The 14,238-nt window shown below is 56.0% G+C and carries 12 protein-coding genes and 1 pseudogene; 7 read left to right on the top strand and 6 right to left on the bottom strand.

Translation table 11 applies throughout. From position 1 onward, the window contains the following. Positions 1-51: 51 nt before the first annotated feature. Positions 52-963 carry an AraC family transcriptional regulator gene (locus RHM59_RS03960; RefSeq protein ID WP_322285997.1) on the top strand — a complete coding sequence of 304 codons (912 nt, stop codon included), beginning with the start codon at positions 52-54 and terminating at the stop codon, positions 961-963. 16 nt (positions 964-979) lie between these two features. On the opposite strand, the gene RHM59_RS03955 is transcribed toward RHM59_RS03960, so the two are convergent. Further along, positions 980-1,660, bottom strand: a complete 681-nt coding sequence (locus RHM59_RS03955) for a histidine phosphatase family protein (protein ID WP_322170609.1) — start codon at positions 1,658-1,660, stop codon at positions 980-982. 131 nt (positions 1,661-1,791) lie between these two features. Continuing rightward, a complete protein-coding gene (locus RHM59_RS03950; RefSeq protein ID WP_322170612.1) occupies positions 1,792-2,913 on the bottom strand; it encodes an MFS transporter in 1,122 nt (373 codons plus the stop codon). A gap of 190 nt (positions 2,914-3,103) precedes the next feature. Between RHM59_RS03950 and RHM59_RS03945 the strand changes: the two genes are divergently transcribed. The 5 genes from RHM59_RS03945 (at position 3,104) to RHM59_RS03925 (ending at position 8,312) form a co-directional block, all read left to right on the top strand. Next, positions 3,104-4,126 carry a LacI family DNA-binding transcriptional regulator gene (locus RHM59_RS03945; RefSeq protein ID WP_322285996.1) on the top strand — a complete coding sequence of 341 codons (1,023 nt, stop codon included), beginning with the start codon at positions 3,104-3,106 and terminating at the stop codon, positions 4,124-4,126. Between the two features lie 67 nt (positions 4,127-4,193). Next, positions 4,194-4,976: a sugar phosphate isomerase/epimerase family protein gene (locus RHM59_RS03940; RefSeq protein WP_322285995.1), complete on the top strand. Its 783-nt coding sequence runs from the start codon at positions 4,194-4,196 to the stop codon at positions 4,974-4,976. Then, positions 4,969-5,937 (top strand): sugar kinase, encoded by a 969-nt coding sequence (locus tag RHM59_RS03935; protein WP_322285994.1) that lies wholly within the window; start codon positions 4,969-4,971, stop codon positions 5,935-5,937. The genes RHM59_RS03940 and RHM59_RS03935 overlap by 8 nt, the downstream gene beginning before the upstream one ends. Positions 5,938-6,006: 69 nt before the next feature. Next, complete coding sequence (locus RHM59_RS03930; RefSeq protein ID WP_322164499.1) at positions 6,007-7,305, top strand: MFS transporter; 1,299 nt, start codon at positions 6,007-6,009, stop codon at positions 7,303-7,305. Between the two features lie 17 nt (positions 7,306-7,322). Continuing rightward, positions 7,323-8,312 (top strand): D-glycerate dehydrogenase, encoded by a 990-nt coding sequence (locus RHM59_RS03925; RefSeq protein ID WP_322285993.1) that lies wholly within the window; start codon positions 7,323-7,325, stop codon positions 8,310-8,312. A gap of 60 nt (positions 8,313-8,372) precedes the next feature. Here RHM59_RS03925 and RHM59_RS03920 read toward each other — a convergent pair whose 3' ends face one another. Continuing rightward, on the bottom strand, positions 8,373-9,998 hold the full coding sequence (locus RHM59_RS03920) for a methyl-accepting chemotaxis protein (protein WP_322164501.1): 1,626 nt from the start codon (positions 9,996-9,998) through the stop codon (positions 8,373-8,375). Between the two features lie 652 nt (positions 9,999-10,650). Here RHM59_RS03920 and RHM59_RS03915 point away from each other — a divergent pair. Further along, positions 10,651-10,908 carry a DUF1652 domain-containing protein gene (locus RHM59_RS03915; protein WP_322164502.1) on the top strand — a complete coding sequence of 86 codons (258 nt, stop codon included), beginning with the start codon at positions 10,651-10,653 and terminating at the stop codon, positions 10,906-10,908. 15 nt (positions 10,909-10,923) lie between these two features. On the opposite strand, the gene RHM59_RS03910 is transcribed toward RHM59_RS03915, so the two are convergent. The 3 genes and pseudogenes from RHM59_RS03910 to RHM59_RS03900 all read right to left on the bottom strand — a co-directional run bounded on the left by RHM59_RS03910 (position 10,924) and on the right by RHM59_RS03900 (position 14,095). After that, positions 10,924-13,413, bottom strand: a complete 2,490-nt coding sequence (locus RHM59_RS03910; protein ID WP_416195048.1) for a UvrD-helicase domain-containing protein — start codon at positions 13,411-13,413, stop codon at positions 10,924-10,926. Positions 13,414-13,547: 134 nt separating this feature from the next. After that, positions 13,548-13,823 (bottom strand): annotated as a pseudogene (locus tag RHM59_RS03905) (type II toxin-antitoxin system RelE/ParE family toxin). Further along, positions 13,823-14,095 (bottom strand): ribbon-helix-helix domain-containing protein, encoded by a 273-nt coding sequence (locus RHM59_RS03900; RefSeq protein WP_322164504.1) that lies wholly within the window; start codon positions 14,093-14,095, stop codon positions 13,823-13,825. Before RHM59_RS03900 ends, RHM59_RS03905 begins: the two are co-directional and overlap by 1 nt. Positions 14,096-14,238 lie beyond the last annotated feature (143 nt).

Raw genomic sequence — 14,238 nt, 5'->3', positions numbered from 1 at the left:
TCTCTCCATATTCGAACGTCGTGTTTTCTTGCTCCAGAGTCTTTTCATTAGATGATTTCCTCCAGCCGCACTGTTGATTGGTTATTAGCAAGTATTGAACTCGATGCCAGCCTGTTTCACGTCGGCCGTTATTGCGGGGGCTGGCACGCCAGCACATACGGATTGGCCCGTGCCAGTTTTCACTTGGTGGTACACGGACAGTGCTGGTTGCATATCGACGGGCAATCCTGCGCACAACCGTTGAGCGTCGGCGATGCAGTGTTTTTAGTGCGTGACGTTAAATATCGCCTGTCCAACGAAGCGATTCTGGAACAAGCACTGCACCAGCCACGTACAGAAATGCAGCCATTGGATAAAACAGCGAAGGATGGAGTTGGATTGGTGTGTGGTTTCTTTCACTTCCAGTCAGGCTTGTCGACGCTGATCATCAACGCACTGCCGGACCTGATCATCCTGCGCGCTGATGATCCGTCTTCAAGCGCGGCGCGCAGCCTGTTTGCGCTGATCCTGGAAGAGTGCCAGCGACTGCCCGCCCCCTCCTCGACCTTTCTCGAACGGTTAAGCCATTTGTTATTTTTGTACGTGTTGCGCCATCAGGTGGTGGGCAACGCTGACCTCGGCGGTCTGGTGGCACTGGCACGGCACCCGACTTTTGCGCAGTTGCTGACGCAATTAATCGACCACCCCGAACACGGCTGGACCCTGGAAAGCATGGCGGCCAGCGTCAAGCTGTCTCGCTCGGCGTTTTTTAAACGGTTCAATGAGATGACCGGGCAGTCGCCGGGCCAAGTGTTATTGGTGCTGCGCATGCGCCACGCCTGCCAATTGCTCAAAACCAATAACACCGTGGAGCAGGCCTCGGTGGCCGTGGGTTACCAATCGATCTCAGCGTTTACCCGGGCGTTCAATAAAGTCGTAGGCGTACAACCCGGCGCGTACCGCAAGCAACATGAAGGCCGTTAGTGGCCGCGATGCCCCATCAGACCGGGCAACTCAGCGACCCGTTGTTCAGCCCTTGCTTCACCACTTTATGACTAACCGTCGCTTTGCCGTCATGCCACACAAGGGTCAGCACGTAGAGCGAATCGTAGTCACTGGAATCCCAGTCACTAATGATGACCTGGTCTTTTCCCGAGGCTTCAGTGGCGACCCGGTTAATCAGCTCCGGCAGATAACCGTGTGACCAGGCAGTGTAGACCGTGGCTGCGTGGTATTTGTCATGCATCAATTCATCCGCCAAGTCGCTGGTGTCATTGGCCGAGAAATCGATGTTGATCGCAAGGCCCAACTTGATGGCGCTCGGGGAAATGGTCAGTAGCGGGCGCAAGTAACTGAAGGATTCGTCGTTGACGCCTTCTTTTACATGGCGATTAGGGTTAGAGGCAAAGACAAAGTTGGCGTTGCCGTAGTCCCGTGGCAACACGGTTGATAAGGCGATAGCGCGGTTTAAGCCCTGGCAGTTGAGTTGCCCTAATCCTGCGGCTGGCTTCTCGGCGTGCCGGATGAAGATCAAGGTTTGTGTGCCGCCTGCTGTTTGTGCTTGTAGGCTTCTGCTGACGGAAAAAAACAAAACAAGGGCTCCCATAAATATAACGGGTAATAAAAGGGATGCCCAAGGACGCAAGCGCTTCAGAACAGCGGTACGGTTGTAGTTTTTCATTATTCTCATTGTGTTCAATACGCGTTATAGGAAGCTTGCTGCGAATGTGACTGGAGTGAATGTGGCGATTGAGTCCTGATTAATCGACCTTTAGTTTGTAAGGAAACTTGTCAAATTGCCTGAAGTGTTACTTATTTTTGCCGCGAGCAGACAATAGCACTCAATGCGATGGCCAATCCGGCAATGGCATAGACCCACGTCGCCGAAGCGACTGGCAACAGCACACCCGCCAGTAAAGGACCCATGCCGGCGCCGATATCACGCCAAACCGCATTGGCGGCGATGGCCTGCACGCGTCCTGTACCCGGGTTGCGTTGGGCAATGATGATCACCACCAGCGGCAGCTGTAACGCCCGCAATATCAGCACACAGGCGGCGCCGGCAATTAGCCAATGGCTGCCGAAAGCGGTCAGTGCAAGGCCGCTGAGGATTGAAAAGGCCACCAGCATGCGCAGCGCCCCGAAGTTTTCGGCGGCGCGCCCACCCATCGGGCTCAAGAGCATTTCCGACACGTAGCGCAGGGCCAGTAAGATGCCCGCGATAACCACCGCATTGCCGCCGAGCATGGCTTGGGCTTGCAGCGACAGCCCGAAAATGAATAACCCGTCCAACGCCACGCCTTCGACAAATGACCAGATCGCCACGCTGTCCGGCAGTTTGAAGCGTCGCCCCGTAGGCGCTGACAAGATGTGCCCGGTGCTGGGTAAACCGCGCGCCACCCAGAGCGCAACCAGTGCCGATACACACGCCAATAGAAAAACCAGCCGTGGTCCGATTTCAAGGCTCAGCAAAGCGCCCAGTGGCAACGCAACCATCGGGCCCGCCGCGATTAACGCCCTTGAGCGCCCTGCCCGGCGTGCGGCACCCGACGTTTCCGAGGTCGCCAACACTTGCGTCGACAGGTTTAGCGCGCCGAAACACAAGCCCCACGCGAGACGCAAAATCAGCAGCCACCAAAAACCGGAAATCAATGCGTTGCCCAATGCACACAGCGCGGCGACACCTGAGGCCAACATCAGCGTCGGACGATCGCCGTTTCGTGCGTAAAAGCGCATGACGTAGCCATAACCGAAAATCCGCACCAGTCGATTGGCCGCCAACAACACCCCGGCCTGCGCCAGCGTCACGCCGAATGCTTGAGACTGCATGGGCAGCAACAAGTACAGCAGCGTATCGCTGGGCAAGCAAAGACCCAGGACGATCGCTGCACGGCGGGAGTATGAATCGGCAGTAGATGGTACGGCGGCAGTCATGACCGGAGAAATCCTGAAACACCAAATGGCGCCTAGCATGCACGGTTTGACATATTTGATGACAATTATTCGGGCTCCCGATTCCTGCTCAATGGCCGACCGTTCAGTCCATGAAGGTTGACGCCAGCCTCGCTTTGGTGTTTTCTGAAACCGTTTTTAGAGCCCAATAACTATAATCCGGGTCACTATTTTGAATAGCTTTTCTCCCCATTCGCGCCCCCGCGTCACGATGAATGATGTCGCTGAGTTCGCGGGAGTGTCCAAAGCCAGCGTCTCGCGCTTTATTGGCGATGATCGGCAATTGCTGTCTGACGCCATCGCCTCACGCATCGAACACGCGATCGAAACCCTCGGTTATCGCCCCAATCAAATGGCGCGAGGGCTCAAGCGTGGACGTACTCGATTGATTGGCATGCTGGTCGCCGACATCCGTAATCCCTATTCCGTAGCGGTGATGCATGGCGTCGAAACTGCCTGCCGTTTGCATGGTTACAGCCTGGTAGTGTGCAACACCGACCGCGATGACGAGCAGGAGCGTGTACACCTCGCTGCCCTGCGCTCGTACAACGTTGAAGGCTTGATCGTAAACACCCTCGGCCATCATCTGGACGAACTGCGCCAATTGCATGAAGAACTGCCGATGGTGTTGGTTGATCGCAAAGTCGAGCAACTGCAAAGCGACTTGGTCGGGCTGAACAATGAGGATGCCGTGCGCCAGGCCATCGATCACCTGGACGACCGCGGTTATCGCGACATCTTGCTGGTCAGCGAACAACAGGACGGCACCAGCTCGCGGCTTGAACGGGTTAACGCTTTCAAACAGCTGATCGCCCAACGTGGGCACATGCGCGGACAAGTATTGGAAACCGGCGATCAACTGGGCACGCAATTGCAGGCCTTTTTAGCGGCGCCCGGTCCCGGACCTAAAGCGCTGTTCACCGGCAACGGCGTCGCCACCTTGACCTGCACGCGCTTGCTACGGGAGTCGGGCTATCCATTGTTCGACGACATCGGCCTGATCGCGTTGGATGAATTGGAGTGGTACCCCTTGGTGGGCAGCGGCATTACCTCGCTGGCGCAACCGACCCACGATATCGGCGTGACGGCGTTCGAATGCCTGCTCAACCGCTTGCGTGGCGATTCAGAACCTCCCCACCTCGTCGATTTCCGAGCAACCTTGATAGTGCGCGGCTCGACTCAGCGTCGCGCTTAACGACGCTAGACGCTTACGAACACTTTTCTTGCAGTAAAAATGAAACCGGTTTCAGAGGACAACGCCAATGACCCTTTACCCCGTCTCCATCAGTCTTTCGAGCTACGGCGCGGACATGGTTCGTGAAAAAGGCCAAGCCAGTTTTATCCCGTTGGTAGCTGATGCTGGCATGACACGCATCGAACTTCGGGAAGAGCTGTTCAACGACGAAAATCAACAGCGGTTCGCACCAGCCATTGCTGCTTATGGTTTGGAATGTCTGTACTCATCGCCGCTGGAGCTGTGGGTTACCGGCCAAAGCCAGCCCAACAACCAACTGGAAGCCACCCTGCTGCGGGCAACGGCCTGCGGCGCGCAGTGGTTGAAAGTTTGCCTCGGGGATTTCAGCGACAGTTGTGATCTGGGCGCGCTGGCTGAGTGCCTGGCACGGCATTCCGTGCGCTTGCTGGTTGAAAACGATCAAACGGTCAAGGGCGGGCGGATTGAGCCGTTACGGCGGTTCTTCGCCCGTATCGACGAATTGAGCGCCCCAGTCGGCCTGACGTTCGACATCGGTAATTGGCAGTGGCAGGAGCAATCCGCTGCCAGCGCCGCCAAGCAGCTAGGGCGCTACGTTGAATACGTGCATTGCAAAGCCGTGGCGCGCAATGCTCAGGGTACGCTTATTGCGATCCCGCCAGCACCAAGTGATTTGCAGCGGTGGGAATACTTACTGAGCCAGTTCACGCCGGGTGTGATTCGCGCTATTGAGTACCCGTTACAAGGCGATGATTTGCTAACACTGACCCGCCAACATCTGCACCCCCTCGCCCGGCTCGGCCAACCCAAGGAGGCCTTTGATCATGTCTGAATTCGACATCCTTTCCTTCGGTGAAACCATGGCGATGTTCGTCGCCGAACAGCCGGGTGATTTGGCTCAAGTAGAGCATTTCAGCAAGCGCATTGCCGGGGCTGACAGCAACGTCGCCATTGGTCTGTCCCGATTGGGCTTCAACGTGGCGTGGCTGAGCCGGGTCGGGGCAGACTCGCTGGGACGCTTCGTGATCGACAGCCTGCAGCGCGAAGGGGTTGACTGCCGTCACGTCACGATAGACCTCGCACACCCGACCGGTTTTCAGATGAAATCCCGGGAGCTTGATGGCCGTGATCCGGGTGTGGAGTATTTCCGTCGTGGGTCAGCCGCCAGTCATTTGTCCGTGGCTGATGTCCATTCCACGTTGCTGAGCGCTCGTCATCTGCACGCCACCGGCATTCCGGCAGCGCTGTCAGATGACACCCGCGAGCTGTCTCGGCTGTTGATGACCTCAATGCGTGAATCAGGCCGTAGTGTGTCGTTCGATCCCAATTTGCGCCCGTCGCTGTGGTCAAACCAAGCAACGATGATCCGCGAAATCAACCACCTGGCCGGGCTTGCGCATTGGGTCATGCCAGGTTTAGCCGAAGGGGCGCTGTTGACCGGCTTCGAAGATCCGGGCGACATCGCAGCGTACTATCTGGATAAAGGCGTCGAAGCCGTGGTGATTAAACTCGGCGCTAAAGGCGCGTACTACCGCACCCAGCACGATCAAGGTTTCGTCGCCGGTGTGCCGGTGGTCAATGTGGTAGACACCGTGGGTGCGGGGGATGGCTTTGCGGTGGGGGTGATTAGCGCCTTGCTGGAGAACCAGAGCTTTGCCTTGGCGGTGGCTCGCGGTAACTGGATAGGCAGCCGCGCCGTGCAAAGCCGAGGCGATATGGAAGGCTTGCCATCGCGCGCTGAATTGCAGGCCGCTCTGCCCCATGACCCCCTGCTACGACGACAGCCGGCCTGACTCGGCCGTTAGGTTTGTGCACGTCGATACCTGCTGCGACAAAAACAAAACCAGCTCAGGAGCCTCACCATGGAAAAGCTACGTCTGATCAACCGCCGCTGGCTGTACATCATGCCCATCGTGTTCATCACCTACAGCCTGGCCTATCTGGACCGCGCCAATTATGGGTTTGCCGCCGCATCGGGCATGGCCGAGGACCTGCACCTCACCCCGGGCCTTTCGTCATTGCTGGGTGCACTGTTTTTTCTGGGTTATTTCTTCTTCCAAGTCCCCGGCGCGATTTATGCGCAAAAGAACAGTGTCAAAAAGCTGATTTTCGTCAGCCTGATTTTATGGGGCTGCCTGGCCACGCTGACCGGGATCATCTCCAATGCTTACGTGCTGATCGGCATTCGTTTCATGCTAGGCGTAGTCGAAGCGGCGGTCATGCCGGCGATGCTGGTGTACCTGTGCCATTGGTTTACCCGCGCCGAACGCTCGCGAGCCAACACCTTTTTGATCCTCGGCAACCCGGTAACGATGCTTTGGATGTCGGTAGTGTCCGGCTACCTCGTGGCACATTTCAATTGGCGCTGGATGTTCATCGTCGAAGGCATGCCAGCAATCATCTGGGCGTTTATTTGGTGGCAGGTAGCCGATGAAAAACCGGCGCAGGCGAAATGGTTGCACGAGGCCGAAAAAGCCGAACTGCAAAGCACCCTGGAAGCCGAGCAAGTCGGCATCAAGCCAGTAAAAAACTATGCCGAAGCCTTTCGCTCACCCAAGGTAATCATCCTGTCGTTGCAATTTTTCTGCTGGAGCATTGGCGTTTACGGGTTTGTGTTGTGGCTGCCGTCGATTCTCAAACAAGGCGCCGACTTGAACATGGTTGAGGCGGGATGGTTGTCGGCCCTTCCGTACTTGGCGGCGGTGATTGCGATGCTTGCAGTTTCCTGGGGCTCAGACCGGATTCAGCGCCGTAAACGCTTCGTTTGGCCGCCGCTGCTGTTGGCGGCCCTCGCCTTCTACGGGTCATATGCCTTGGGCAGCGAGCATTTCTGGTGGTCCTATTCACTGTTGGTGCTGGCGGGCGCTTGCATGTACGCGCCCTATGGGCCTTTTTTTGCCATCGTCCCCGAGATATTGCCCGCCAACGTGGCCGGCGGCGCGATGGCGCTGATCAACAGCATGGGCGCGCTGGGTTCGTTTGGCGGTTCTTATTTGGTCGGTTATTTGAACGGCGCAACCGGCAACCCAGGTGCCTCGTATCTATTAATGAGTGGCGCGTTGTTGGTCTCGGTGGTGCTAACGCTGCTGCTCAACCCCGGCAATGACACGAAACCGGCGCGCACCGAGCGTCCCCTACCCCGGGTGGCTGCGCATCCTTGAACACAGGCGTGAATACCATGAGAAAACAGGTCGTTTTGTACAAAAAACTGTCCCCCGCGTTGATGAGCCGCTTACAGCAGCACGCCGACGTTGTGTTTATCGACGAGCCCAATCGCGACGCACTGGCGCGCCTGCGGGCGGCCCTGCCTCAAGCACACGGTTTGCTCGGTGCCAGCCTTAAGCTGGACGCGGCGCTACTCGACCTAGCGCCGCACCTGGAAGCGGTAGCGAGTGTCTCGGTGGGTGTTGATAACTATGACCTGGAATACTTCCACCGGCGCGGCATTGTGCTGACAAATACTCCGGATGTGTTGACCGAAACCACCGCCGATACCGGCTTTGCGCTACTCCTTGCCGCCGCCCGGCGAGTGGTTGAGCTGGCCAACCTTGTGCGTAACGGTCAGTGGACGAGCAACTTGGGAGCTGAGCATTTTGGTAGCGATGTCCACGGTAAAACCTTGGGTATCATTGGCATGGGCCGGATTGGCGAGGCGCTGGCGCAGCGCGGGCATTTTGGCTTCGGCATGCCGGTGATTTACCACAGCCACTCCCCAAAACCCGCCGTCGAGGCGCGTTTCAATGCAAGCTATCGACGCCTGGATGCGCTGTTGCAGGAAGCCGACTTTATTTGCCTGACCCTGCCTTTGACCGCTGAAACCGAGGGCATGATCGGTGCTGAACAATTTGCTTTAATGCGCCCGCAGAGCATTTTTATCAACATTTCCAGGGGCAAGGTGGTGGACGAGGCAGCGTTGATTGCGGCGTTGCAAAGCGGTCAGATTCACGCCGCAGGGCTTGATGTGTTCGAACGTGAGCCGCTGGACCCGGAGTCGCCGTTGCTGAGGTTGGACAACGTCGTCGCCACGCCGCACATGGGGTCCGCTACCCACGAAACCCGCGAAGCAATGGCCCGATGTGCGGTGCAGAACTTGATCAGTGCATTGGCGGGAGAACCACCTGCGAACAGGGTGAAAACTGACGCCGCCGCCCACGCAGCCTATCGCTAGCCTCGGCCTTCTGTAGGCGCTTTACTCGCGATTCAGAACGTTGTGCCGTTTTTGATCGGATCAAATCACAAACCTAGCCACCATCTCATTCAGATCAAGCGCCAATCGAGACAGTTCAGTGCTGGCCGCGCTGGTTTGATGCGCGCCGGCAGCGGATTGGGTGGCGAGGTCGCGGATGTTGACCAGATTGCGGTCGACTTCACGCGAGACCTGAGCCTGCTCTTCCGACGCACTGGCGATTACCAGGTTGCGTTCGTTGATGTGCGAAATCGCCACTGTGATCTGCTCCAGCGCCACGCCGGCGGCACGGGCCAGCTCTAACGTCGACTGGGTACGATTGGTATTCACCAACATCGATTGCACCGCTTCACCGGTGCCGTTTTGAATCCCTGCGACCATTTGCTCGATTTCCTGGGTCGACTGCGCCGTCCGATGGGCCAGTGCCCGTACTTCGTCAGCCACCACCGCAAAGCCCCTGCCCGCCTCACCGGCACGTGCCGCTTCAATGGCCGCGTTCAACGCCAGCAAGTTGGTTTGCTCGGCAATCGACCGAATCACGTCCAGCACTTTGCCAATATCTCGCCCTTGCACGGCCAAGCCTTCAACCAACAACGTCGTGGTTTGCACGTCTTGGGTCATGGCTTGTATTGCCGAAACCGTTTCCACCACCCGATCACGGCCCTCACACGCCGTCTGGTTCGATTGCTGCGAGGCTTCGGACGTGGAGACGGCGTTGCGTGCAACCTCTTCGACTGCGGCGGTCATTTCGTTGACCGCAGTAGCTGCCTGCTCGATTTCATTATTCTGCTGTTGCAGGCCACGGGAGGCTTCGTCTGTGACTACGCTCAGCTCTTCAGCCGCCGAGGCCAGCTGGGTCGCTGAACCGGAAATCTGCTCGATGGTTTTACGCAGGTTTTGCTGCATGACCTGCAATGCCGTCAGCAAGCGCGCCGGCTCATCGTGACCGTCAATCAGAATGGTCTTGGTCAAATTACCACCGGCGATGTCTTCAGCTGCGCGCAGTGCTCGTGTCAGTGGGATGACAATGCTGCGGGTCAACAGCCACGCCAGCAAAACCGTCAACAGCGCGGCACTGACCGCGACCACGATGACCATGACAGTAGCGTTATCGTATTTAGCGCTGGCGTCATCTAGCGTCTGCTTTGCTTCACTTTTGTTAATAGCGATCAATTGCTTGAGTTGATCACCCATCAAATCTGAATCGGCTTTCATGCGCGAGTTGATCACACCGCGTGCTTCTTCAAGTTTATCGTCCCGCGACAACTGAATCATTTGGGTCTGCGCATGGAGGTAACTGTCCAGCGTAGCGCTGAACGTTTTATATAAAGCGGCCTCCTCGGTTGTCATGGGCAGCGCCGAATAGCTGGCTTTTGCTTGCTGTAACTTACTCACCAAGTCATCAATGCGCCCGGTGCTTTCTTGCAACATGGCCGGTTCACGATTGAGCAGTATCCGAAAGGAAGTAACGCGCAGGCGCAGTACGTTCTCCGTCACGTTTCCGAGAAACGTAACACTGGGCAGGACGTTGAACTGCATCTCAGTGGCGGCTTGACGGATCACGGTCATGCGGTTCAGCGCAAACACCCCCAAGCCTATAACCAAGACTGCAATAAACGCGAACCCGAGAAAGGCGCGTGGTGCGATGTTCATATTTCTTATTGTCACGGGCGGTTCTCGATTAGGTAAGAAATCACAAGCGTCTATACACGGCCCATTAATGAGCCTGTGCCGTTCTAATTGTTTTGAACTTACGATTGCCTGCGAACTATTCATTTGAATGCGTCCGCGCAAAACTTAATGCTGTATTGAAGGTATAACCTTAGGTGTAACTGCGGCGCAATAGGGTGTTGAACGACAGGCGTCGAAACTGTTTCAACGGCCGTTACTTGTAGCGAATTTTATCAAGTCGCGCCACCGGTTTATAGCCCGACTCTATACCCGAGTGGCCCGCTATGGCTTCAGCCATAGCCCGCAAGCGTGTGAGCGACTTAACCCAGCGGTTCAGGCCGACCCTTCCAAGAACACCAGCGTCAAGCAGTCATTCGAATACTATTTTCCTGCTAAAAGTCGAATAGCACTCCATTTGAGTGGCCTGAGGGGCTTTTTTTTAACGGCATTTTAAATCAAGACCGTCAGCTTATTAACGTCAGAGATTTGACCTGCGTCATAAAATCGAAAAAGTTATTTCAACCCTGCAAAAAAACCGTTTTGGCCCAGCGTAACGGAGTGCTATTTTTAGTCACCTAACGGATAGGCGCAGCGGATGCGTCGCCTTTAAAGTGGGCTAAGCAATTGCTCGATTGAATAGGTGGGCCGTATGAACAAAGTAACGTTCCCCAATGCCTGTCAACTGATGCGCTGGCACTTCCATCCGGTTGGATTTGAAGCCGGAATGGACTCACCCAGCAGCATGGTCGCACGCCTGTTCGATCGCGCTACGGGCGAGACGATCATTGCAATTGCTGCCATCCCCTGTGCAACCGTCATGGACGTCACCGAGGTCGAGCGCATGATCGAGGCCATCGAATATGAGCTTGAGTCCTTCGTGCCGCCTCTCACATTGAAAGTCTCCTGATCGGAGACGTTCGCTTCAATCGCCCTGACTGTCTGCCTTGCCTCGTCTGTCGTCGAAAAAGGGCCTGTGGCCCGTAATTTTGTCGGACGCTTTAGGCACTGCCGAGTTGTCTGCGGACCCCGTGCTGTTGTTCTTATCGATGTACCAATAGCAATGGCGCACGGCGCGAGTAATGGCGACGTAAGCCAATCGCAGTATTTCGTCTTTCTGGGCGGAGTCGAAGGGATCCGCATCGCCGTCTTTGCCCAATCCCGCCAGACGGTAAGCTTGGTTTTTGAACGGTGATTGGGTCAGATGCTGGCAATCCCCGAGCAAAAATACAGCGTCAGCCTGGAGGCCTTTGGAGCTGTGATAGGTCAGCTGTTTAAACCGTCGAGACGCCGTCGGCAACCCAGAATCGTAATTAACTAGCGACTGTAAGCCTTCGGAAAACTTGGCTTTTTCGTTACTTTTCCGGTAAAGCAGCAAAATGGAGTCACCGTCGTTGTAATGCTGGATCAAACGTTCGGTGAGTTCGTCGTCATCACGGTCCAGCACCGTCACCGGTACCAACTCTTGAGCCGCGCCACCGGCCTTGGCCTTTTTGCCGGCAATCGCTGGCGCGCTGCGCACGATGTGTTCAGCGGCGTCAATGATGTGCTGATGGCTACGGAAGTTATCAATTAGCATCACTTTGGTAGTGGCGGGCGATGCGAACTCCTTGGCGAACGCCATGAAGTACTTTGGAGAACTGCCGCGCCATCCGTAAATCGACTGCCAATCATCGCCTACACAGAGTAATGACGAACGTTGCGCCACCCGGCCCACGTGCAGCGCCGGGCCACGACTGCGTATCTCCCGCAGGCTGGCACGAATCCAGGAAACGATTTGTGGCGAAACGTCTTGGAACTCATCGATCATTAAGTGCGACAGCGGCCGCAGCAGCTCATCGCTAATCTGTTTGAGATTCTCCGGTGACGTCTCGCCGAACAAGGCAAACATTCTGTTGTAGGTCATGACCGGTGGTGTTTGCGCCAGCAGGTGCCCTTCGAATGCTTTCCAAAATAGGCTCAGGGCTTCAAAGAAATACCGATCCGGGTCGTTCGCGGCAAAGCTCATCTGTGCCACGGCGGCGGGCACATCCAGGCCCAAGTTCTCAATAAAGCTGGCAGCGGCGACAAATCCATCCAGCACGGGGGCCGCGCTCAATTCACCTTTCACCTTGTAGTCGAAACCCGGGCCGGCCACTGCCGCCCCCGCCAATGACTGTAAAACGCGTGTGGCGGAATCGTAATTCTCTAGCCATATCACAGGCTTGCGACAGAAAGCTTGAAACAGGGTGCGCTTGATCAGCCATTCAGCCCAGACCGGCAACTTTGCCGACGACCGCTTCATCTGCTGGTTTTCAGACGGGTCAAACCCGAGCACCACCCAGGCATCAAGTTCGGCAATGTAGCCATGGAAATGAAACGAAAAACCATTGATTTCAACGGCTTGGCGCATAGGCTCAATGCCGTTTATAGGCCATGCGTTGGCGTGGATCCACAGGTCTTCAATGGTGTCGCACAGCTCTTCGTCGCGCTTGGCGGAGAGCTCGGTCACAACGACGCGTTTTTGCACGTCGGGATGATCGCGGTCCAGTTCCTTTAGTTGCAGGGCGTGGCGAAACAGCTGTGACATGACGTCCCGAAACCGTTCGTTACTCGCGTACAGATCTCGATAGCACAGGTTCAATTGCTGGCGCTGCGCATCGTTGATTCGCAGGTCAAACGGGTTGCTGTCGGCCCCTTCGTCCGAGCCCGATTGTAGAGCTTGGTTGCTAAGGTTCTCAAACGCACGCAACTGGCCGAAGCCAGGCAAGCTGCGCACCAGCGGCAAGATGCGCGAGTGAAAGGTGCGCACCAAGTCCCGGCCCTCTTTCAAGCTCAGGGTATGACCCCACAGCCCCATGATCTCAATCAGCTTGTTGATGAAGTCCTTGCGCGACTCTCGGGTGAAGGTCACTACGGTCATAGAACTGAGTTCAAAGCCTAAATAATGACTCAGCAGCAAAATGCGAAGCACCAACGACGTGGATTTGCCCGCGCCAGCACCTGCGATGACATACGTAGACGGCGTGTCGCTGAAAATCATCTTCCATTGCGCCGCGCTGGGCTGCACATGTGCCGGCAGCTTTAGCGCAACATCGGCCTTGATCCGCTTTTTCAGCTCGGGAGTCAGGGCCAAGCGCCAATCATCAAACAGATGGTCGTCGATGCGCGGCCCACGGTGCTCGGTGGGACGAGTGTCACGAATCAGCAAGACCTGACGTCCTTCTTCTACCCCGTCCAGACGACCCTCCGCATAACCTTCGTTCACGCCTTCCCCATGGCCATTGAGGTAGCCGTCTGCGTGTCCTTGTGACCATGAAGGTGAATGCAGCGCGCGCAGGCTATTGAGGCTGCGGCCAATCAGACGAGCCAGCAGGCGTTTAATCCAAGGCAGCTGTTCAGGAAGAGAAAGATCATCAGGCAATTGATGCGGCACGCGGGCTCCAGGTGTCAGTTGTGAGCGAATTGACGGACATGGTGGCCGCATTCAGCGATGACTTCTAGTGAAATGCTTTGCGATCAGCGTGTTAGCCGATCAAGTGCAGGTAAAGTCGCAAAGTCTACTGAGCGTCATCGATCCTCGCGTGTGTGCCAAAGGCGCAGCAAATAGACCGTGGAATCTTGAATTTCGTAACGCATCTAATAGTGGCCAATAAGGATTCGGCGCACATCCCGTGGCTCAAACTCTTCAAGTCTTTCGCCAATGCGTGGATTGTTCATCAAAACGTCTGGAGCAACCGTGAGCCTTAAAACTGTAAGCGCGGCAGCGGATCGGTCCACGGTGGCCAGAAACTCGAACAGCCGGGAAAGGTCGGAAAGCGCCTTGCTTGTCCACTTCAACTCCATCAGCGTGGCACTGGTAGCGGGGATTCGGTGCTGAGGCTGTCGGCCCAAGCCTGGACAGCCTGATGATTAATGACTCTACCAGCGTCCACATCTGCCAAAGCCTCTTGGGTTAGGCGACTGCGCTCCTCTTCGTGGTCAATCCAGGCAGAAAGAGCTTGCTTGACGATCCAATTCTTGGAGCGCTCCAGACGCTCAGCCATTAAATCAACCCTCTCTGCTAATTGCACGGGTACGTGAGCGGTAATAGATCGAGTTTTTGCAGCAGTTGCCATGATGGAAATGCTCCTATTCTGTGAAAGCGCAGGCCTTCTTTCAGTTTTTTACTCAAAGTCAATCATAGTGAATAACAATGTATCAGTCTCACGCTATAACATCGAATAAGTAGATATTTTTACTGCAAAAATCCCGCTTTTTA

Origin of the sequence: Pseudomonas sp. MH10, assembly GCF_034353045.1 — a bacterium.
Classification (GTDB): domain Bacteria; phylum Pseudomonadota; class Gammaproteobacteria; order Pseudomonadales; family Pseudomonadaceae; genus Aquipseudomonas.
This window is presented reverse-complemented; position numbering and strand designations above follow the sequence as displayed.

Coding starts and splice junctions, on each gene's coding strand:
- RHM59_RS03960 (WP_322285997.1), top strand. CDS start 52: ATGATTTCCTCCAGCCGCACTGTTGATTGGTTATTAGCAAGTATTGAA.
- RHM59_RS03955 (WP_322170609.1), bottom strand. CDS start 1,660: ATGAAAAACTACAACCGTACCGCTGTTCTGAAGCGCTTGCGTCCTTGG.
- RHM59_RS03950 (WP_322170612.1), bottom strand. CDS start 2,913: ATGACTGCCGCCGTACCATCTACTGCCGATTCATACTCCCGCCGTGCA.
- RHM59_RS03940 (WP_322285995.1), top strand. CDS start 4,194: ATGACCCTTTACCCCGTCTCCATCAGTCTTTCGAGCTACGGCGCGGAC.
- RHM59_RS03935 (WP_322285994.1), top strand. CDS start 4,969: ATGTCTGAATTCGACATCCTTTCCTTCGGTGAAACCATGGCGATGTTC.
- RHM59_RS03930 (WP_322164499.1), top strand. CDS start 6,007: ATGGAAAAGCTACGTCTGATCAACCGCCGCTGGCTGTACATCATGCCC.
- RHM59_RS03925 (WP_322285993.1), top strand. CDS start 7,323: ATGAGAAAACAGGTCGTTTTGTACAAAAAACTGTCCCCCGCGTTGATG.
- RHM59_RS03915 (WP_322164502.1), top strand. CDS start 10,651: ATGAACAAAGTAACGTTCCCCAATGCCTGTCAACTGATGCGCTGGCAC.
- RHM59_RS03900 (WP_322164504.1), bottom strand. CDS start 14,095: ATGGCAACTGCTGCAAAAACTCGATCTATTACCGCTCACGTACCCGTG.